Below are 18,549 nucleotides of genomic sequence, written 5' to 3'. Positions count from 1 at the left end.
GCCGCCGCATCGCCCGCCGCGCCGCCGCCCGCCGCCGCGGCGCCGGACGGCGCGCGGCGGCCGATCGCGGTCCGGCCCTCCGGGTTGAACGGGTGCGGCCTTTCGCGGCGCGGCGCGCGCAGGACGCTAACGTGGCGCGCATGAGCGGATTCCGGCACGTGGTGATGTTCAGCTGGGTGGACGGCACGACCACCCGGCAGCAGCAGGAGGTCGCGGAGCGGCTGCTGGAACTGCCGGGCGTCATCCCCGAGATCAAGGCGTACAGCGTGGGCGCCGACGCGGGCGTCAACCCCGGCAACCACGACTTCGTGGTGGTGGCCGACTTCGCCGACCGGGACGGCTACCTGGTCTACCGCGACCACCCCGCGCACCGCGCCGTGGTCGACCGGTACGTCAATCCGCTCCTCGCGCGGCGCGCCGCGATCCAGTACGAGCTGAGGTAGCCGAGCAAGCGCTTGTCTAGAAGTCCGGTTCGGGTTAGCGTCCCCCCCGAGGGCCGCGCGCATCCAGGCAGGCGCGGGCCGCTGGGACGCCGCCCGCCGGGGATGGATCGCGCCCCGTCTCCGGCGGTCGGCTTCCGTGCGCGGAGGGACGGGCGGTGACCGGCAGGCAGGGCTTCTCCGGCAAGGCGGCGATCGCCGGGATCGGCATGACCGCGCTGTCGCGCGCGTCCGGCCGCACCGAGCTGGAGCTGGCCGCCGAGGCGTCCCGCGCCGCCCTGGCCGACGCGGGGGTCGACCGGCCCGACGCGATCCTGTGCTACCACCTGGGCGACTCGGCCCCGGTGCTGTACCTGGCCCGCGCGCTGGGGATGCCCGAGGTCGGCTGGCACAACGAGATCTACGGCGGCGGCACGCAGAGCGCGTCGATCCTCGCCGACGCCGCCATGCTCGTGGACGCGGGCCTGGCCGAGAACGTCCTGGTCTACCGGGCCCTCAACGGCCGGTCCGGCCGGCGCATGAACACCCTGGGCCTGCGGCTCGGCGAGGGCGTCGAGGAGCAGTTCACGCATCCCTACGGCTTGGCCGGCCCGGTGCACCAGTTCGCGCTCGCCGCGCAGCGCTACCTGCACGACACCGGCCTGACCGAGGAGCACACCCACGCCGTCGTCGACCAGTCCCGCGCGCACGCCGCCCGCAACCCGCGCGCCATGCGCCGCGACCGCGTCGACCTGGCCGCCTACCTGGCCGGCCCCATGGTCGCCTCGCCGCTGCGCCGCCTGGACTGCTGCCAGGAGACCGACGGGGCGTGCGCGCTGGTCGTCACCCGCGCCGACCGCGCGCCCGACGCGCCGCGCGTGCACGCCGTCGTCCGCGGCGGCGGGCCCGGCGCGTCCGCCATGGACAAGGCCGCCGACGTCACCCGCGTGTTCTCCGCCTACCTCGCCGAACCCCTGTACGCGGCCGCGGGCATGAAACCCGGCCACATCGACGTGGCCCTGCTCTACGACGCCTACAGCTGGCTCGTCCCGCGCCAACTGGAGGACTTCGGCCTGGCCGCCCGGGGCGACCTGGGGGCCGTGCTGCGCTCGCGGGAGATCGCCTGGAACGGGCGGGTGCCGGTCAACCCGCACGGCGGGCTGCTGTCGGAGGGGTACGTGCACGGTTTGAACAACGTCGCCGAGGCCGTCCGGCAGCTGCGCGGCACGGCCGTCAACCAGGTCGCGGACGCCGCCGTCGCGCTCGTCACCGGATTCGGCGGCGGCTACGGGAGCGCGGCCGTGCTCACGCGCCCGCAGGGGGGATAGCCGGGATGGGGGCAGCCGGTGGGCGGCGGTCAGCCGATTGGGCGAGGGGCCGGTGGGCAGGGGTCAGCCGATGGACAGGGCGCTGAGGATGGCCTCGCGGAGCTGCTGCGGCGTCGGGGCCTCCAGCAGGCGGGGGCCGCTGCGCAGCGCGACCATCGCCCACCAGGAACCGGTGGCCTCGCCGTACCAGACGCGGACGCCGGGGAACTGCTCCTGCAGGCCGCGGATCAGTGCGGCCCGGAACTCCGCCTCGGGCGGCTCGCCGTGGTCGGCGGCACCCCCTTGAGCCGTCATCGTGCCCCTTTCCCCCCGGTCCACCCATATGGGGAGCAGCGTCCGGTTGCCGCGGAGCGTCGCTCTGACCAGGCAATATGTAATCGATACCACGATATGCGGGCGGGCGGGCGGACGAGACGCCGACACTCCGTTTCGGTGCTTTCACCGCTCGGTGGACTCCCCGCGGGGTTAGGGGCGAATCCCCCGGGAGGTAATGAAAAACCCGGGCGCCGGCGGGCGCCCGGGTGCCGCGTGCCGGTGGCTCAGTGGGTGTTGATGCCGTCGAACATGACCTTGAGGTAGTGCTCGGACAGCCCGGCGGCGTCGAGGCGGCCGCCGGGGCGGAACCAGCGGACCGCCACCCAGATGGTGTCGCGGATCATCCGGTAGGTGAGCTTGGGGTCGATGTCGGAGCGGAACAGGCCCTGCTCCTGGCCCGCCCGGATGGTGTCCACCCACATCTTCTCGACCTCGTCCTCGGACTTGGTCAGGTAGTCCAGGCGGTCCTTGAGGTAGTTCCAGTCGTTCTGCATCACCGTGATGGCGGCGCGGTGCGGCTCCAGCGTGCCGAACGCGATCCGCACCAGCCCGGCGATGGTCTCCCGGGGGTCGCGCCCCTCCTCGATGACGGCCCGGTAGGACGACATCACCTCGTCGAAGAACCCCGAGAGGATCTCGTCGACGATCGACTCCTTGGAGCTGAAGTGGTGGTAGAGGCTGCCGGACAGGATACCGGCCTCCTTGGCGATGTCGCGCACCGTGGTGGCCTGGTAGCCCTTCTCGGCGAACAGTTCGGCCGCGAGCCTGATCAGGTGCTCACGCCGCTCCGAGGCCAGCGCGGGCGAACCGCGGCCGCGGCGGCGGGTGGCGCCCTCACCGGTGGTGCGGGCTTTGGGTCGTCCTGAATTGGTGCTCGTGGTCGTCACCCTCTCATTATGCCGCTCGCGCCCAACCGCTTGTTCAATTGGCCTGCCCCCACCAGCGTATCGCCGGCCACCAAGCGCTTGGTGCCGATCGGGCCGCGCGCCGCGGCGGACCGGACCGGCCGTAGGCTCGGACGCATGGCCGATGTGATCGTTTTCGACCTGTTCGGGGTGATCGCCCGAACCCAGAGCCCCGAGGCCGTCCGGCGGATCGAGAAGACGGCCGGGGTCTTCGGCAAGTCCGCCGCCGCGTTCTGGAAGGCGTACTGGGAGTGCCGTCCCCCCTACGACGCCGGCCAGGACGCCGCGGCCTACTGGGCGGCGGTCGCCGACCGGCTCGGCATCGCCTTCCCCGACGTCCCCGCCCTGATCGAGGCCGATCTCGACAGCTGGACCGACGTCGACGAGGCCATGGTCGAACTGGTCGTCGAGCTGGCCGACCGCGGCCGCACCCTCGGCCTGCTGTCCAACATCATCGGCGAGCTGGTGCCGCGCTTCGAGGCCCGGCACGGCGGGTGGCTGTCGCGGTTCGCCGCGCTGACCTACTCCTGCCGCATCGGCGTGGCCAAACCCGACCCGCGCGCCTACCGGATCTGCGCCGAGCGGCTGGGCGTCGCCCCGGGCGAGGTGCTGTACTTCGACGACCGGGAGGACAACGTGGTCGCCGCGCGGGAGACCGGCATGCGCGCCGAGGTGTTCCGCTCGCCCGCCCAGGTCCGGGAACTGCTGCTTCCGTGACCGTCTCCCGCGTCGCGGCCGAGCTGCGGGCCGCCGGCTGCGTCTTCGCCGAGGACGAGGCGCGCGTGCTCCTCGCCGCCGCCCGCACCCGCGCCGAACTGGACGCCATGGTCGCCCGCCGCGCCGCGGGCGCGCCCCTGGAGCACGTGGTCGGCTGGGCGGAGTTCTGCGGGCTGCGCATCGCCGTCGGCCCCGGCGTGTTCGTCCCGCGCCGCCGCACCGAGTTCCTGGCCCGCCGGGCGGCCGCCCTCGTCCCGCCCGGCGGCGTCGCCGTCGACCTGTGCTGCGGCTCGGGCGCGGTCGGCGCCGTGCTGGACGCGTCCGCCGCCCGCCCCGGCCTGCACGCCGCCGACATCGACCCCGCCGCGGTGGCCTGCGCCCGCCGCAACCTCCCCGCCGCGCACGTGTACGAGGGGGACCTGTTCGACCCGCTGCCGCCGGCGCTGCGCGGCCGGGTGGACGTGCTGGTCGCCAACGTGCCGTACGTCCCCTCCGGCGAGGTCGCCCTCCTGCCGTCCGAGGCCCGCGACCACGAGCCGCGGACGGCCCTCGACGGCGGCGCGGACGGCCTGCGCATCGCCCGGCGCGTCGTCGCGGCGGCGCCGTCGTGGCTGGCGCCCGGCGGCCATCTGCTGTTCGAGACCGGCCGCCGCCAGCTCCCGGCCGCCCTGCGGGCCGCCGCCGAGCACGGCCTGCGGCCGGAGGCGGCCGCCGACGACGACCTGGACGCCACCATCGTCATCGCCGCCCGCGCCTGAGCGGCCACCCGGACGGGTCACCCGGCGGGTCACCCGGCGGGTCACCCGGACGGCGGCAGCTCGCCCTCGGCCGCACCGCCCGCCTCGGCGGCCTCGGCCAGCCGGCTGCGCAGCGTGCGGACGAGCGCCTCGCTGTGCTGGGTGAGCCGCTCGATGGCCGGGATCGCCAGGTCGTCGCGGACGGTGCCGGCCAGCAGCTCGTCGTACTCGTGCGCCCTGGCCGCCAGCGTCTCCAGATGGCGGTGCGCGCGCAGCGCCTCGTCGGCGGCGCGGGTGCGCTCGGCGTAGCGCTCCAGCGCCTCCACGCGCCGCGTCACGGCCGCCACCGACGCCTCCAGCTTCTCGCGCAGCGGACGCAGCGCGGCCTCCACCTCCGGCAGCCCGGCCGACTCGGCGATCTCCCGCTGCTCGCCGCGCAGCCGGGACTGCCGCGCCAGCACCTGCGCGATCTCCCACTCCTGGCGGGGCAGGGTGACCGCGTTGTCCAGCGCGTCCAGCAGCCCCTCCCGGTTGACCTCCGAGTCGCGCACCGTGTCGACGGCGGCCTGCACGCGGGCCAGCAGCGCGCGGCCCTCCTCGTCGAAGTCCTCGGGCGTCAGGTACCGGTCGCGGCGGCGGGCCAGCTCGCGGGCGCGCCGCAGGTCCAGCGAGAACGCCGGGGAGCCGAGCGCGACCAGCAGGGCCAGCATCGCCAGCCCCAGCAGCCACAGCGACCCCAGGATGGGCGAGCCGACCAGCCCGACGCCCAGCACGGTCAGCGGGGCCAGCCACATCAGCGGCCGCTGCCGGGCGACGATCCGGTCCAGCTCGGCGCGCAGCGACGGGTCGGCCACCGGGCGCACCTCGGCCGCGCCCGCCCGGCCGTCCTCGCCGCGCGGCGGGGCGATCCTGCGCCAGTACGTCCCGACGTGGGTCTCGAACGCGAAGTCGGTGGGCGCGATCTCGATCTCGGTGGGGCCCGCGGGCAGCGGCCACGACCCGACCGGTTCGCCCCCGCCCGGCCCGGTGAACCGCACCCACCAACCGCCCTTGCCGTCCTCGCACCGGTAGCGCCCCGGCGCCACGTCGATGCCGACGAAGAACGTTCCGATTCCTGGGATGGAATTGCTCCAGGCACCACTGGTCACCGGCGACCTCCGAGCCGACCTCTCCGCCGTGTCCCCGCGTTCCCGCCCACGAGGCGCGCCCCGCGGACGTTCCCCTGCACCCGTGCATACGTCCGGCGGGACGATACGGGTTGCTTTACCCAGAACCTGCCGGGGGAAGTCTCGGACGGGCCATGCTCTTGGCACCCGGCGGGCAATGGAATACTCCAGGCGTGCGACCTTCCACCGACCCCTTTGACGAGCCCCCGTGGGCGATGCAGCTGGTGGCGCGCGTCGAGAAGGCGGCGCCGCCCGCGCACGGCGCGGTGTGCGCGGCCGCCGCGACCGCGGTCGTGACGCTGCTCACCGATCCCCGGGCGGCCGACCCGGAGGGGGAGTGGCACCCGTTCGTGGCGCGCTGGGAGGCGGGCCGCATCCGCAAGGTGGCGCGGCGGGCGCGCGGGGCGCGGTGGGCGGACGTGCAGCGCCTGCCCGGGGTGACCGTGGACGTCCAGGGCGCGCAGGTGCGGGCGTTCGTGCCCGGCGCCGTCGGCGAGGTGCCGCCCGAGATCGCCAAGCTGCAGGTCGCCGGACTCGACCTGCCCGGCGAGGACGAGCCCAAGCCGCCGCCCGAACCCCCGTACGCGGCGATCGCGCTGAACCCGGACGCGGCGATGAGCACCGGCAAGGCCGCGGCGCAGAGCGGGCACGCCGCGCACCTGCTGCTGCGTCAGGCGCCCCCGCCGCAGGCGCACGCGTGGATCGAGGGCGGCCTGCGGGTCCACATCGTTCCCGTGGCCGCGGAGCGGCGTCCCTCCGCGGAGGGCGGGGCCGGCGAGGTGCCGTGGCGGCGGTGCGTGGAGCACGCGACGGTCGCGGTGCGCGATGCGGGGTTCACCGAGGTGCCGCCCGGCACGATGACCGCCATCGGCTGGATCGTCACCTGAGCGGGGCGCCTAGGCGGACGGCTGTTCCGACTGTTCCTTCGGTTCCCGCTCTTCCGGCTCTTCCTTCTGCTCCTGCTGCTCTTCTTGCTGCTGCTGAGGCTGGGACTGCGGCTCTTGCGGCTGCTGTGGCTGTTGCGGCTGCTGCTGGTGCTGCTGCATCAGCCGCGCGCGGCGCTGCTGCCAGCGGTTGAGCGCCTCCAGCGCCAGCTCCTGGGTGCGGGTCAGCCCGCTGGGCCGCAGCTCGGAGTCCGACGCGTCGGAGTCGGCGCCGGCGCCCGCCACCGGGCGCTCGGCGGGGCGCGGCAGGGCGCCGCGGCCGACCCGCACCCGCACGCTCAGCGCGTACGACAGGAACAGCAGGAACGCGAACCCGGCCAGGTACAGGGTGTGCTCCAGCAGGCCGCCCCAGCGGCCCTTGACCACGTCCACCACGGCGAACAGGGCGAAACCGGCCGCCCATCCGGCGAGCGCGGGCAGCAGCCACACGTCCCGCCGCCGGGCCAGGCCGGCCACGGTGAGCGCGACGAGCAGCAGTTCGACGACCTTGACCAGCACCAGTGCCGGGGAGGCCAGGCCGGAGCCGAGGTAGTCGGCCAGCTCGGCGCGGCGGTCGTCCCACGAGATCAGCGCGGTGAGCAGCCCGGTCGCCCCGTAGGCGGTGGCGAACACGCCGATCGGGTAGTGGAAGCGGTGCCAGTTGCCGGTGCCCGAAGCGTTCCCGGTCCGGCCCGGTAGCGGCAGGTCGGGCCTGGTGAGCTTCGCGGAACCCTGCGTCATCGGTCTCCTGCCTTCGCTCGCGTGTCCTACGCGCAAGATATCCCGAATGCCCGGTGGGGATGCCGATCACCGCGCTGACCTGCCCGAAGTGCTTGCGTCCGTCCCGGCGACGCGTCAGGCTGGCCTGGTCGGGCCGCGCGGAGTCCATGGCGGGGCGCGGGGGCGCCCCAGGTTGGAGCAGCGAGATGACGCCTGACGAGATGGCGCCTGACACGGGAACGGCCGCGTTGTCCGCAACGCGGATCGACTATCTGGAGAAGCTCGGCGAGGAGCTGCGGCGGCGGGGGCTGCGCGCGCGGCTCACCGTCCCGCGCGACGGTTCGCCCAGCCTGCACGTGATCAATCCGGCCGCGTCCGTCCTCACGGAGAACATCCTGGTGGAGGACGGTGCGGACGGGTGGTGGTACTGGTGGTCGTGGGCCGAGCGCATCGCGGCCGCCGACGACGTCACCGCCGCGGCCGCCCGCGTCGCGGCGGTCCTGGCCGCGGACTGACCCCGCGCGCCGCATGACGGACCGGACGGCGTGATCATGCAGCCGCCGGCGACCGGCCCTGCATGATCACGCTTTTCGCATGCCCTCGCTTCACCGCCTGCATCCGCCTCCCTCCGGCCTCCCTCCACCGCCCGCGGCCGCCGCCCGGGGGTCGCCTCCGGGGCCGCTGCCCGGGGCGAATGTTGAGGCGCAAAACATTCGGCTCACGCTGCGGTGATGAGCCACCCCCTGCCCGAGCTGACCCCGCAGGTGAGCGGCATCCGCGTTGATCTCGCGTTACGGGATTGTTACCGGCTCCAACAAATTCGGTGGCGGCAGGATCTTGGCGAGTCCGGGGAACGCGACATATGTTGCGGGGCACAACATACGCGCGGTTCGTGATCCCGGTCACGGCGCCGCGCGCGTCCCACCCCGTCAACCCCGGCCGCGCCGGCGCGGCCGACCCCCGAGAAAGGACCCGTGCAGATGCGCAAGGGGATCCTCAGCCTCGCCGCCGTCTCCGCGGCGGCGGCGCTCACGCTCACCGCGTGCGGGGACGACTCCGGCGAAGCCTCGTCCGAGTCGTCCAAGGGCAAGATCGGCGTGATCCTCCCGGACACCAAGTCCTCGGTCCGCTACGAGAGCTTCGACCGCCCGTACCTGGAGCAGGCGTTCAAGGCGGCCGGCGTGGAGTACGACATCCAGAACGCCGAGGGCGACACCCAGCGGTTCCAGACCATCGCCGACCAGATGATCACCAACGGCGTCACCGTGCTGGTGGTGGACGGCATCGACTCCAACTCCGCCGCGGCGGTGCAGCGCAAGGCGCAGCAGCAGGGCGTCAAGACGATCGACTACGACCGGCTCACCCTGGGCGGCGTCGCCGACTACTACGTCTCGTTCGACAACGTCAAGGTCGGCGAGGAGCTCGGCAGGGGCCTGCAGAAGTGCCTGGGCGACAAGGACGCCGACATCGTCTACCTCAACGGCGCGGCCACCGACAACAACGCCACCCTCTTCGCCCAGGGCGCGCACAGCGTGCTCGACAAGATCCCCAACTACAAGAAGGTCGCCGAGCAGGCGGTGCCGAACTGGGACAACCAGCAGGCCGCCACGATCTTCGAGCAGATGTGGACGCAGCAGAAGGGCAAGATCGACGGCGTGCTGGCCGCCAACGACGGCGTCGGCAACGCGGCCATCTCGATCCTGAAGAAGAACTCCGAGGCGGGCAAGGTGCCGGTGACCGGCCAGGACGCCACCCTGGAGGGGCTGCAGAACATCCTCGACGGCAACCAGTGCATGACGGTCTACAAGCCGGTCAAGCAGGAGGCGGAGGCGGCGGCCAAGCTGGCGGTCGCGCTGATCAAGGGCGAGAAGGCCGAGACCAACGGCACGGTGGACGACCCGCAGGGCAAGCGGCAGGTGCCGTCGGTGCTGCTGAACCCCGTCCCGGTGTTCAAGGAGAACGTCAAGCAGGTCGTGGACGACGGGTTCGTCAAGAAGGAAGACCTCTGCAAGGGCGCCTACGCGGCCAAGTGCAAGGACGCCGGAATCCAGTGACCCCTGCGGCGGGCCCCTCCGCTGGGGGCGCGCGCTCCTCCCGCTCCGCGCGGCGCAGCGCGCGCCCGGGGCCCGCCGCGGGCCACCCGCTCCCGAAGGGAAACACGTGGCAGACAACGGTGAACCCGTACTCCGCCTGATCGGGGTCAACAAGAGCTTCGGCCCCGTCCACGTCCTGCACGACGTGGACTTCGCCGCGTACCGCGGCGAGGTGATGGCCCTGGTCGGCGACAACGGCGCGGGCAAGTCCACCCTGATCAAGAGCATCGCCGGCATCCACCCGATCGACTCGGGGCGCATCGAGTTCGAGGGCCGGCCGGTGCAGATCGGCGGTCCCCGCGACGCCGCGGCGCTCGGCATCGAGGTGGTCTACCAGGACCTGGCGCTAGCCGACAATCTGGACATCGTGCAGAACATGTTCCTCGGCCGGGAACGGCGCCGGGGCATCGTGCTCGACGAGGACTCGATGGAGGAGGCGGCGCGTGAGACGCTGGCCCGGCTGTCGGTCCGCACCGTCAAGTCCGTCCGGCAGCAGGTGGCCAGCCTGTCCGGCGGGCAGCGGCAGACCGTCGCGATCGCCAAGGCGGCGCTGTGGGAGTCGAAGGTGGTCATACTGGACGAGCCCACCGCGGCGCTCGGCGTGGCGCAGACCCGGCAGGTGCTCGATCTGGTCCGCCGGCTGGCCGACACCGGCCACGCCGTGGTGCTGATCTCGCACAACATGAACGACGTGTTCGAGGTGGCGGACCGCATCACCGCCCTCTACCTGGGCCGGGTGGCCGCCGAGGTGCGCCGCGCCGACGTCACCCACGCCCAGGTCGTCGAACTGATCACCGCGGGCCGGTCCGGCGACCTGGGGCTCGCCCCGGCGGCCGCGGCCGAGAACATCTAAAGGAAGATCGCGATGTCCACCGAAATGTCAAAGGGCGCCGCCACGGCGACGCTGGCGGACTCCGACTTCGCCGTCGACCGCAGGACGCACGACGTGCGGTCGGCCGCGCTCGACTACTGGAGCCGGGTGCGCTCGGGCGACCTCGGCGCGCTTCCGGCGATCCTCGGCCTGGTCGGGCTGGTGGTGCTGTTCACCGCGCTGCGCCCCGAGACCTTCCTGAGCGAGCGCAACATCGCCAACCTGTTCGTCCAGGCGATGCCGGTGACGATCCTGGCGATGGGCCTGGTGTTCGTGCTGCTGCTCGGCGAGATCGACCTGTCGGCCGGGGTCGCCAGCGGCGTGTGCTCGGCGGTGATGGCCAAGCTCATCGTCGACGCCGGCCAGCCGTGGTACGTGGCGGTGCTGGCGGCGGTGGCCGTCGGCATCGTGATCGGCACCGCCATCGGCTGGCTGGTGGCGGTGATCCGGATACCGTCGTTCGTGGTGACGCTCGCGCTGTTCCTCGGCCTGCAGGGCATCACCCTGCGGCTGATCGGCGAGGGCGGCACGGTGCCGGTGCGCGACGAGGTGATCGTGGCGCTGGCCAACAAGAACATGCCGGTCTGGATGGGCTGGGTGCTGGCGCTGGTGTGCGCCGTCGGCTACGCCGCGATCCAGCTGCGGCGCTGGCAGCAGCAGCGGGCGCGCGGGCTGGCGGGCCGGCCGCTGGAGCTGGTGGTCGCCCAGTCCGTCGTGGTCGCGCTGGCGCTGCTGTTCGTCACCTACCTGCTCAGCCTGGACCGCGCGCCCAGCCCGCTGATCACGCTGGCGGGCATCCCGTGGGGCGTGCCGCTGGTGGGCGTGCTGCTGGTCGTGTGCACGTTCGTGCTGACCCGCACCGCCTACGGGCGGCACATCTACGCCGTCGGCGGCAACGCCGAGGCCGCCCGCCGCGCCGGGATCAACGTGACCCGCATCCGCATGTCCGTGTTCATGATCTGCTCGGGGCTGGCGGCGGTCAGCGGGATCGTGGCCGCGTCCCGGCTGAACTCGGTCACCCCCGACGCGGGCGCGGGCAACACGCTGCTGCTCGGCGTGGGCGCGGCGGTGATCGGCGGGACGAGCCTGTTCGGCGGGCGGGGCAAGGCCCGCGACGCGGTGCTCGGCGGCCTGGTGGTGGCCGTCATCGCCAACGGCCTGGGCCTGCTGGGCGCCAAGGCGTACGCCAACTACCTCATCACCGGGTCGGTGCTGCTGCTGGCCGCCAGCATCGACGCGCTGGCCCGGCGGCGGAGGGCGGCGACGGGGCGGTGAGCCTGCCCGCCCTGTCCGGATGGTTCCCGCGCGGCCGGGGCGGCGGCCGACGAGCCGGGGACCCGGCCCGCACCGGGTCCCCGGCAGAGGCCCCGACACAGGCCCCGACACAGGCCCCGGCGGAGGTCGCGGCGTGGGCCGGGGCCGGTCCGCCCGCCGCCCGCACGGCTCCCGGCGCCGCTGCCGCGGGCTGGGAAACTGCTAGGCTCACCGGTCAGGACCGCTCCGCCGCCCTCGGCGGGGCGGCACGGTGGGAGCCCCTCGGCATGTCAGCAGTCACGCCCGTCCTGGACCTGCGCGGCGTCCACAAGAGCTTCGGACCCGTCACGGTGCTGCACGACGTCGACTTCGTCGCCTACCCCGGCGAGGTCACCGCGCTGGTCGGCGACAACGGCGCGGGTAAGACCACGCTGGTCAAGTGCATCGCCGGGATCGTGCGGCGGGACCGCGGCGAGTACCTGTTCGAGGGCCGCCCGGTCCGGGTGGACAGCCCCCGCGAGGCGACCTCGCTCGGCATCGAGGTCGTCCACCAGGACCTGGCCCTGTGCGAGAACCTCGACATCGTGCAGAACCTGTTCCTCGGCCGCGAGCGCCGCCGCGGCATGGTGCTGGACGAGGCCGAGATGGAGGAGGTCGCCGCCGACATCCTGGCCGGGCTGTCGGTGCGGATGACCGGTTCGGTGCGCCAGCCGGTGTGGGCGCTGTCGGGCGGGCAGCGGCAGACCGTCGCGATCGCCCGCGCGGTGCTCGGCGACTCCAAGGTGGTCATCCTGGACGAGCCGTCGTCGGCGCTCGGGGTGGCGCAGACCCGGCAGGTGCTGGAGCTGGTGCGGCGCCTGGCCGACCGCGGCCTGGCCGTGGTGCTGATCTCGCACAACATGAACGACGTGTTCGCGGTGTCCGACCGGATCGCCGCGCTGTACCTCGGCCGGATGGTCGCCCAGGTGCGCACCGCCGACGTCACCCACACCCAGGTGGTCGAGCTGATCACCGCCGGGCGCAGCGCGACCCTGGAGCAGCCGGACGGGCGCCCGGGCGCACCGCTCGGCGCGGACGTCCCCTCGGCGGCGGCGGAGCCGCCCGCATGATGAGGGCAGGCCCGTCACAAGAGGAGATCCGGCGGCACAACCTCGGCGCGCTGCTGCGCTTCGTGCACGTGCGGGGCCCGGCGTCGCGGGCCACCCTCGCCGAGACCCTCGGGCTCAACCGCAGCACGATCATGGCGTTGACGTCCGACCTGACCGCGGCCGGGCTGGTGCGCGAGGAGCTGCCGCGCCGTCCCGGCCGCCGGGCGGGACGGCCGTCGCTGGTGGTGCGGCCGGAGTCGACGCGGGTGTACGTGCTGGCGTTCGACGTGGGCGTCGACCGGCTCACCGTGGCGCGGGTCGGGCTGGGCGGCGTCATCCTCGACCGCCGCGAGGCCGCCCGCCCCGCCGAGGGCGGCGGCGCCGCCCGGCGGGCGGCGCCCGACCCGCACGAGATGGTGAGCGCGCTGGCGGCGGCGGCGCGCTCGCTGGTGCGCAAGGCCGGGGACGAGGCGACCTGCGTGGGCGCGGCGCTGGCGTTCCCCGGCATCGTGCGCCGCTCCGACGACCGCGTGATGTTCGGCCCGAACCTGGACGTGCGCGGCGTCGCGGTCGGCGAGGTGCTGTCGCGGCGGCTCGGCCTCGGCGTGCCGGTCGCGGTGTGCAACGACGCCAACCTGGGCGCGCTGGCCGAGCACGAGCGCGGCGCGGGCGTGGGCGTCAACGACCTGATCTACCTGCACGGCGACGTGGGCGTCGGCGGCGGCATCATCACCGGCGGGCAGCTGCTGGGCGGCGAGGACGGCTACGGCGGCGAGATCGGCCACATGGTCGTCAACCCGGGCGGCCGCCGCTGCGCCTGCGGCTCGCGCGGCTGCCTGGAGGCCGAGGTCGGCGAGCGCACCCTGCTCGACCTGGCCGGGCGGCGCGAGTCGCCGGACGTGCCGGGGCGCGAGGCGGTGCGCGCGGTGGTGGACGCCGCGGCGCGCGGCGACGTGGTGGCCCGCGACGCCCTGCACCGGGTCGGCACCTGGCTCGGCCGCGGCGTCGCCGACCTGGTCAACATCTTCAACCCCGGGATGGTCATCTTCGGGGGCACGCTGCGCGACGTCTACCTCGGCGCGGCCGCGCAGGTGCGCAGCGTGCTGGCGACGGGCGCGCTGGCCGCGCCGCGCGAGCGGGTGAAGCTGCGCACGGCCGCGCTGGCGGACGACACCACGCTGGTGGGGGCGGCGGAGTTCGCGTTCGCCGACGTGCTGTCCGACCCCGTCCAGGTGCTGGCGCGGCTGCGCACCACGCCGGAGGACGCGCCGGTCCCGTGAGCGGCGGCGGGCGCGCCGCCCGGCCGGATCGGCCGCCGGATCAGCCGTCGAAGCGGCCGTAGCCGCCGTTGTAGAACAGCAGGGGCTCGCCGTCGTGCAGCTTGTCCAGGTGGTGCACCCGCGCCACCACGATCATGTGGTCGCCCGCGACGTGCTCGTCCTCGACCGAGCACTCGATCCACGCCAGCGCCCCGTCGATGACCGGCCCGCCGCTGGGCGAGGTGCTCCAGCCGATGCCGGCGAACTTGTCGCCGCCCTTGGCGGCCAGCTTCCGGCACACCTCCAACTGCCCCTCGCCCAGGATGTTGACGCACAGCCGCGGGGCGCTGCGCAGCCGCGGCCAGGTCGTGCTGGTGTGCGCCACGCAGAAGGCCACCAGCGGCGGGTTCAGCGACACGGAGGTGAACGAGTTGGCGGCCAGGCCGGTGGGGCGGCCTGCGTCGGCGTCGATGCCGGTGATGGCGACCACTCCGGTCGCGAACCGGCTCAGCACCGACCGGAACCGGGCGGAGTCGATGCCGGTCGCCGCCCCGTCGGCCGGGGACGCGGACGAGCCGTTGGGCGATCGGTGCATGCGGCGATCCACTCCCTGGCCTGCGGGGCGCTCGGCCGGGCGGCGCGCGTTCCGGCCGGCCGGCGGCCCGGCGGCCGTTCCGGCCGGCACGGCCGCGGTCGCGGCGTCGGCCATCGTGCCCGATCCCTTCTGTTAGCCAAGCGCTTGCTTGGACGATAGGGCGGCCCTGTTCGCGGTGTCAAGCCGGGCCGACTCGGCGCCGGCCGACCCCGTCGCGCGGTACGGGACCGCCCGCCCCCGCGTGCCATTGCAATGCATCCGGCGCCCGGTCGATTCCCGAATCCCATCGAATGCGACGAAAGTCCAATCCTGGACCTAGGACCTTCGGTGGAGTAGTGTGCTGGTAAGCAAGCGATTGCTTGGTATGGGAGGGCTGGGTGACGGGCTTCCGCGACCGGACCGCGATCGCCGGGGTCGGCTACACCCCGTTCAGCAAGAACTCGGGGGTGTCCACGCTCACCCTGGCCGTGCGGGCCATCATGGCCGCCCTGGACGACGCGGGCCTGTCCGTCGACGACGTGGACGCGCTGGCCACCCACCGCGTCGGCGACTCCGTCCCGCCGTGGGCGGTGGCGCCCGCGCTCGGCGTCCCCGAGGTCTCCTGGTATCTCGACCAGTTCGGCGGCGGCAGCGTCTCGCACGCGGTGGTCGGCCAGGCCGCCATGGCGGTCGCCGCGGGCGTCGCCGACACGGTCGTGTGCTACCGCGCCATCAACGCCCGGTCGGAGTTCCGCATGGGCGGCACCGGACGCGGCGCCGCACCCGTCTTCGACGCGCAGTACCAGGCGCCGTACGGCTACTTCGCGCCGCCGCAGCAGTTCGCCATGTTCACCCGCGCGCACATGAACGCCTACGGCACCACGCACGAGCACCTCGGCCGCATCGCCGTGGCCCAGCGCGCCAACGCGGTGAAGAACGCCCGCGCGCTCAAACGCGACCCCATCACCCTGGACGACTACCTGGCCTCGCGCTGGATCGCCGAACCGCTGCGCCTGCTGGACTGCTGCCTGGAGACCGACGGGGCCTGCGCCCTCGTCGTCACCTCCCGCGAACGCGCCCGCGACCTGCGGCGGCCGCCCGTGCTGGTGTCCGCGGCGGCCTGGGGCGGCGGCGACAGCATGTTCTCCGGGACCGGCACCGACTTCACCGTCACCGAGGCCGCCCGCCTCGCCCCCCGCCTGTACGCCATGGCGGGCGTCGGCCCGCGCGACATCGACGTCGCCGAACTGTACGACTGCTTCACCTACTCGGTGCTGGTGCAGCTGGAGGACTACGGCTTCTGCGCCAAGGGGGAGGGCGGCCCGTACGCGGCGTCCGGGGCGATCGCCCTCGACGGCGAACTGCCCGTCAACACCCACGGCGGATTCCTGTCCGAGGGATACGTGCACGGCATCAACCACATCGCCGAGGCCGTCGCCCAGCTGCGCGGCACCGCCGGCGACCGCCAGGTGCCCGGCGCCGAGGTCGCCCTGTCCACCGCCCAGCCGGGGTACGTGCTCGCGGGCACCTCGGCGCTGATCCTCAGGAGCGACACGTGAGCCTTCGGCAGCGTCCCCGCCCCCAGGCCGACCGCGACTCGGCGTCCTGGTGGGCGGCCGTCCGGCGGCACGAGCTGCTCGTGCAGCGCTGCGCGGGCTGCGGCACGCCGCGCTTCCCGGCCCGCGCCGTCTGCAACCGGTGCCGGTCGCTGGAGTACGACTGGACGCCCGCGTCCGGCACCGGCCGCGTCTACAGCTGGATCGTCAACCACCAGGTGTTCCTGCCGTCCATGGCCGACGAGGTGCCGTTCACGGTGCTGGCGGTCCGCCTCGACGAGGGCATCGGCCACGGCGACGACCTGCTGGTGTACGGCAACCTCGTCGGCGCCGACCCCGGCGAGCTGCGGCCCGGCCTTCCCGTCGAGGCCGTGTTCGCCGACATCGACGACGACACCACGCTCGTGCAGTGGCGCCCCCGCCGCTGACACCGGTCGGGCGCCGCCACCGGTGAGCCGCCGGCACCCGGTCAGACCTGACCGCCGCCCTGCCGGTCGCCCAGCAGCCAGCCCGCCGACAGCCGCTCGCGGACCGGGTCGAACGCCATCACCTGCTGCAGTGCGCCGCGCGGCAGGCCGTGCCGGGGACGGCTGCCGAACCAGGCGAGCACGCAGGCGCCGAACAGGATCACCGCGATCGCCAGGCCGCCGTCCAGCACCGCCAGGGCGAGCACCGACGCCGCCAGCAGCGCCAGCGACACCCACCTGCCCGCCATGATCGTCCGCCGGTGCCGGGCCGCGCACGAGGCGCAGCGCGGCACCCCGATCGCGATCCGCTGCCAGTTGTAGCGGATGTAGGGGCCGACGTACTCGGTGCGCAGGTCGCCCCACATCTTCTGCTCGTGGGTGCTGGGCTGGTGGGTGGGGTTGACCCGGCAGAACCAGCACGTGGCGAACAGCAGGTTGCTGCGGGCGGCGGCCAGGTTCTCCTCGATGCGCGTACGGACCGACTCGGTGGCGGCCAGCGGCAGCGCCTGCTCCAGCAGCCCGACGGTGGTCTGCCAGTCGTCGGTGGCGCGGGCGTAGGGCACCAGGCAGCGCAGCACGCGGGAGGCGATCTCGTCGCCCGCGCCCTGGACGGCCGGGTCCCCCTCGTCCAGCAGCACGCGCAGCGTGCCGAGCAGCGACGCGGCCTGCTCCAGGAACCGCGCCGTCACCTCGGCGCCGCGGTCCGGGGCGGCGTCGACGGTGCGCTCGGCGTTCTCGCCCAGCGAGTGCAGCCGGGCCGTCTCGGGCTCCACCGCGCGGGCCAGCACGTCCATGACCGTCGCCGTGGCGAACCCCGACCGCCGCATCAGCGCGACCTGCGCGGCCGCGTCGTCGTGCCGGCCGTCGCGGGCGGCGCGCACGGCCAGCCGGGCGTTGATCGACAGCAGTGCGGCGGGCAGCCGCGACCGCATCCGCGTCGTGGTCTCCAGGGTCAGCCGCGGATCGGCGATCTGGGCGACGCGGGTGTCCACCCGGGTCCACACCGCCGGATCGGCGACCACCCGCGACCAGTAGGCGAACGCCCTCTCCCACAGCGCCCGGCCGTCCGGGTCGAGCCCGCCGCCGTGCTCCTGCCCGGCCGCCCGGTCCAGGGCCCGCACGTGGGCCAGCACCGCCAGGTTGTGCGCGGCGGTCGCCGGGTCGGCCGAGGACTCCCGCCACAGGCGCTCGGCGGTGTCGGCGTCGCCGCGCCGCAGCGCGGCCAGCGCCTCGTCGGGGCCGCCGTCGCGGGACGGCCAGAACCAGAAGAACTCGTCCTCCAGCCGGCGCGCCGGATCGCGCAGCCGCTGCATGGCCTGGTCGGTGACGGTCGCGTCCGGAGGCGGCGACAGCGGCAGGACCGCCGCGCCGGACCCCTGGGACACCCCGAGCCGCTCCTTGAGCCGCAGCTCCTCCGAACGCCGCCGGATGTCGCGGGCCGTGGCGTCCACCGGCAGCCCGGTGATCCGGAAGGCGTTCTCGCGGTACAGCTCCGGCCCCACCTCGTCGAAGAACACGCTCACCCACCGCCCGTCGCGGAGATCCGCAGGGTCACCGTCCGGTTGCGCGCCGCGGCGTCCGCGCCTGCGCCCCGGTACGGCGGCAGCGCGCCGCCCAGGCTCGCCACCGAGATGCGGGCCGTGGGCACGCCGGACGCCTCGCGCAGCACCTCGCGGGCGACCGCGGCGCGGGCCAGGCCGAGCTCCATGTTCCCGGCGTACTCGCCGCCCGCGCGCAGCGGCGAGGCGTCGGTGTGGCCGATGACGGTCACCTCCAGGCGCCCTGCGGCCGGACGCAGCCGCGCGCCGAGCGCGGCGAGCACGGCCCGCCCGTCGGCCGACAGCACCGCGTCGCGGCGGAACAGCCCGCGCCGGAACGCCACCGAGATCTCCCCGGGCGACCGCCGCACGCGCACGCCCGGCACCTGCAGGTCGAGACCGTCCAACGTCGCGGCCGCGTCGGCGGTGGGGGAGGGCGACGGGGACGCCGGGACGGTCACGGGCGCGGTGGCGGGCGCCGCGGGCTCGGGGGCGCCGCCACCGAACCGGATGTCGATCAACAGCGCGAGCATGACCAGCGCCACCAGCGGCACGCCCACGCGCCGCGCCGGCGTGCCGGCCGCGACCGGGCCGCGGCCGCCGCCGGCGCGGACGGCGA

General features: G+C 74.4%; 20 protein-coding genes. 13 read left to right on the top strand and 7 right to left on the bottom strand.

Annotated elements, in window-relative coordinates:
• Nucleotides 1–140 precede the first annotated feature (140 nt).
• Nucleotides 141–443 (top strand): Dabb family protein, encoded by a 303-nt coding sequence (locus ABD879_RS27490; protein WP_345024544.1) that lies wholly within the window; start codon nucleotides 141–143, stop codon nucleotides 441–443.
• A 155-nt stretch (nucleotides 444–598) separates the two neighbouring features.
• Nucleotides 599–1,747, top strand: coding sequence for a thiolase C-terminal domain-containing protein (locus ABD879_RS27485; protein ID WP_345024543.1), 1,149 nt, complete (start codon nucleotides 599–601; stop codon nucleotides 1,745–1,747).
• Nucleotides 1,748–1,810: 63 nt separating this feature from the next.
• On the opposite strand, the gene ABD879_RS27480 is transcribed toward ABD879_RS27485, so the two are convergent.
• A complete protein-coding gene (locus ABD879_RS27480; RefSeq protein WP_345024542.1) occupies nucleotides 1,811–2,041 on the bottom strand; it encodes a hypothetical protein in 231 nt (76 codons plus the stop codon).
• A 245-nt stretch (nucleotides 2,042–2,286) separates the two neighbouring features.
• The gene (locus ABD879_RS27475; protein WP_285493162.1) at nucleotides 2,287–2,949 is read right to left on the bottom strand and encodes a TetR/AcrR family transcriptional regulator; all 663 of its coding nucleotides are present in this window, start codon (nucleotides 2,947–2,949) and stop codon (nucleotides 2,287–2,289) included.
• A gap of 135 nt (nucleotides 2,950–3,084) precedes the next feature.
• Between ABD879_RS27475 and ABD879_RS27470 the strand changes: the two genes are divergently transcribed.
• Nucleotides 3,085–3,684: an HAD family hydrolase gene (locus tag ABD879_RS27470; RefSeq protein WP_345024539.1), complete on the top strand. Its 600-nt coding sequence runs from the start codon at nucleotides 3,085–3,087 to the stop codon at nucleotides 3,682–3,684.
• Nucleotides 3,681–4,442, top strand: a complete 762-nt coding sequence (locus ABD879_RS27465; RefSeq protein ID WP_345024538.1) for a putative protein N(5)-glutamine methyltransferase — start codon at nucleotides 3,681–3,683, stop codon at nucleotides 4,440–4,442. Before ABD879_RS27470 ends, ABD879_RS27465 begins: the two co-directional genes overlap by 4 nt.
• Nucleotides 4,443–4,483: 41 nt before the next feature.
• Here ABD879_RS27465 and ABD879_RS27460 read toward each other — a convergent pair whose 3' ends face one another.
• A complete protein-coding gene (locus tag ABD879_RS27460; RefSeq protein WP_345024537.1) occupies nucleotides 4,484–5,569 on the bottom strand; it encodes an Rv1352/Rv1906c domain-containing protein in 1,086 nt (361 codons plus the stop codon).
• Between the two features lie 191 nt (nucleotides 5,570–5,760).
• Here ABD879_RS27460 and ABD879_RS27455 point away from each other — a divergent pair, with 191 nt between their 5' ends.
• The gene (locus ABD879_RS27455) at nucleotides 5,761–6,474 is read left to right on the top strand and encodes a hypothetical protein (protein ID WP_345024536.1); all 714 of its coding nucleotides are present in this window, start codon (nucleotides 5,761–5,763) and stop codon (nucleotides 6,472–6,474) included.
• Nucleotides 6,475–6,483: 9 nt separating this feature from the next.
• On the opposite strand, the gene ABD879_RS27450 is transcribed toward ABD879_RS27455, so the two are convergent.
• A complete protein-coding gene (locus ABD879_RS27450) occupies nucleotides 6,484–7,251 on the bottom strand; it encodes a hypothetical protein (protein WP_345024535.1) in 768 nt (255 codons plus the stop codon).
• 185 nt (nucleotides 7,252–7,436) lie between these two features.
• Between ABD879_RS27450 and ABD879_RS27445 the strand changes: the two genes are divergently transcribed.
• From ABD879_RS27445 to ABD879_RS27420, 6 genes are all read left to right on the top strand, one after another.
• Nucleotides 7,437–7,745, top strand: coding sequence for a hypothetical protein (locus ABD879_RS27445; protein WP_345024534.1), 309 nt, complete (start codon nucleotides 7,437–7,439; stop codon nucleotides 7,743–7,745).
• Nucleotides 7,746–8,210: 465 nt separating this feature from the next.
• Entirely contained in the window at nucleotides 8,211–9,284 is a 1,074-nt protein-coding gene (locus ABD879_RS27440) for a sugar ABC transporter substrate-binding protein (RefSeq protein WP_345024533.1), read from the top strand.
• Nucleotides 9,285–9,390: 106 nt separating this feature from the next.
• On the top strand, nucleotides 9,391–10,176 hold the full coding sequence (locus ABD879_RS27435) for an ATP-binding cassette domain-containing protein (RefSeq protein ID WP_345024532.1): 786 nt from the start codon (nucleotides 9,391–9,393) through the stop codon (nucleotides 10,174–10,176).
• Between the two features lie 12 nt (nucleotides 10,177–10,188).
• Complete coding sequence (locus ABD879_RS27430) at nucleotides 10,189–11,469, top strand: sugar ABC transporter permease (RefSeq protein ID WP_345024531.1); 1,281 nt, start codon at nucleotides 10,189–10,191, stop codon at nucleotides 11,467–11,469.
• 266 nt (nucleotides 11,470–11,735) lie between these two features.
• Nucleotides 11,736–12,557: an ATP-binding cassette domain-containing protein gene (locus ABD879_RS27425; RefSeq protein ID WP_345024530.1), complete on the top strand. Its 822-nt coding sequence runs from the start codon at nucleotides 11,736–11,738 to the stop codon at nucleotides 12,555–12,557.
• Nucleotides 12,557–13,816 carry an ROK family protein gene (locus tag ABD879_RS27420; protein ID WP_345024545.1) on the top strand — a complete coding sequence of 420 codons (1,260 nt, stop codon included), beginning with the start codon at nucleotides 12,557–12,559 and terminating at the stop codon, nucleotides 13,814–13,816. The genes ABD879_RS27425 and ABD879_RS27420 overlap by 1 nt, the downstream gene beginning before the upstream one ends.
• 40 nt (nucleotides 13,817–13,856) lie before the next feature.
• Here the strand turns inward: ABD879_RS27420 and ABD879_RS27415 are convergent, their stop codons facing one another.
• Complete coding sequence (locus ABD879_RS27415; RefSeq protein ID WP_345024529.1) at nucleotides 13,857–14,390, bottom strand: flavin reductase family protein; 534 nt, start codon at nucleotides 14,388–14,390, stop codon at nucleotides 13,857–13,859.
• A gap of 377 nt (nucleotides 14,391–14,767) precedes the next feature.
• Here ABD879_RS27415 and ABD879_RS27410 point away from each other — a divergent pair, with 377 nt between their 5' ends.
• Nucleotides 14,768–15,928 (top strand): thiolase C-terminal domain-containing protein, encoded by a 1,161-nt coding sequence (locus tag ABD879_RS27410; RefSeq protein WP_345024528.1) that lies wholly within the window; start codon nucleotides 14,768–14,770, stop codon nucleotides 15,926–15,928.
• On the top strand, nucleotides 15,925–16,353 hold the full coding sequence (locus ABD879_RS27405) for a Zn-ribbon domain-containing OB-fold protein (RefSeq protein WP_345024527.1): 429 nt from the start codon (nucleotides 15,925–15,927) through the stop codon (nucleotides 16,351–16,353). Before ABD879_RS27410 ends, ABD879_RS27405 begins: the two co-directional genes overlap by 4 nt.
• A 41-nt stretch (nucleotides 16,354–16,394) precedes the next feature.
• Here the strand turns inward: ABD879_RS27405 and ABD879_RS27400 are convergent, their stop codons facing one another.
• Nucleotides 16,395–17,915 carry a hypothetical protein gene (locus tag ABD879_RS27400; RefSeq protein ID WP_345024526.1) on the bottom strand — a complete coding sequence of 507 codons (1,521 nt, stop codon included), beginning with the start codon at nucleotides 17,913–17,915 and terminating at the stop codon, nucleotides 16,395–16,397.
• A partial coding sequence (locus ABD879_RS27395; RefSeq protein ID WP_345024524.1) for an OmpA/MotB family protein occupies nucleotides 17,912–18,549 on the bottom strand: 638 nt, incomplete at its 5' end. The genes ABD879_RS27400 and ABD879_RS27395, both read right to left, overlap by 4 nt.

Origin of the sequence: Actinomadura keratinilytica (genome assembly GCF_039539665.1) — a bacterium.
Classification (GTDB): domain Bacteria; phylum Actinomycetota; class Actinomycetes; order Streptosporangiales; family Streptosporangiaceae; genus Spirillospora; species Spirillospora keratinilytica.
Note: the sequence above shows the minus strand (reverse complement) of the source record. Positions and strands in the feature narration are given on the sequence as shown.

What these genes read in the sequence shown, in the direction of transcription:
- ABD879_RS27490 (WP_345024544.1), top strand. Translation starts at nt 141, where the DNA reads ATGAGCGGATTCCGGCACGTGGTGATGTTCAGCTGGGTGGACGGCACG.
- ABD879_RS27480 (WP_345024542.1), bottom strand. Translation starts at nt 2,041, where the DNA reads ATGACGGCTCAAGGGGGTGCCGCCGACCACGGCGAGCCGCCCGAGGCG.
- ABD879_RS27470 (WP_345024539.1), top strand. Translation starts at nt 3,085, where the DNA reads ATGGCCGATGTGATCGTTTTCGACCTGTTCGGGGTGATCGCCCGAACC.
- ABD879_RS27450 (WP_345024535.1), bottom strand. Translation starts at nt 7,251, where the DNA reads ATGACGCAGGGTTCCGCGAAGCTCACCAGGCCCGACCTGCCGCTACCG.
- ABD879_RS27445 (WP_345024534.1), top strand. Translation starts at nt 7,437, where the DNA reads ATGACGCCTGACGAGATGGCGCCTGACACGGGAACGGCCGCGTTGTCC.
- ABD879_RS27440 (WP_345024533.1), top strand. Translation starts at nt 8,211, where the DNA reads ATGCGCAAGGGGATCCTCAGCCTCGCCGCCGTCTCCGCGGCGGCGGCG.
- ABD879_RS27430 (WP_345024531.1), top strand. Translation starts at nt 10,189, where the DNA reads ATGTCCACCGAAATGTCAAAGGGCGCCGCCACGGCGACGCTGGCGGAC.
- ABD879_RS27425 (WP_345024530.1), top strand. Translation starts at nt 11,736, where the DNA reads ATGTCAGCAGTCACGCCCGTCCTGGACCTGCGCGGCGTCCACAAGAGC.
- ABD879_RS27420 (WP_345024545.1), top strand. Translation starts at nt 12,557, where the DNA reads ATGAGGGCAGGCCCGTCACAAGAGGAGATCCGGCGGCACAACCTCGGC.
- ABD879_RS27415 (WP_345024529.1), bottom strand. Translation starts at nt 14,390, where the DNA reads ATGCACCGATCGCCCAACGGCTCGTCCGCGTCCCCGGCCGACGGGGCG.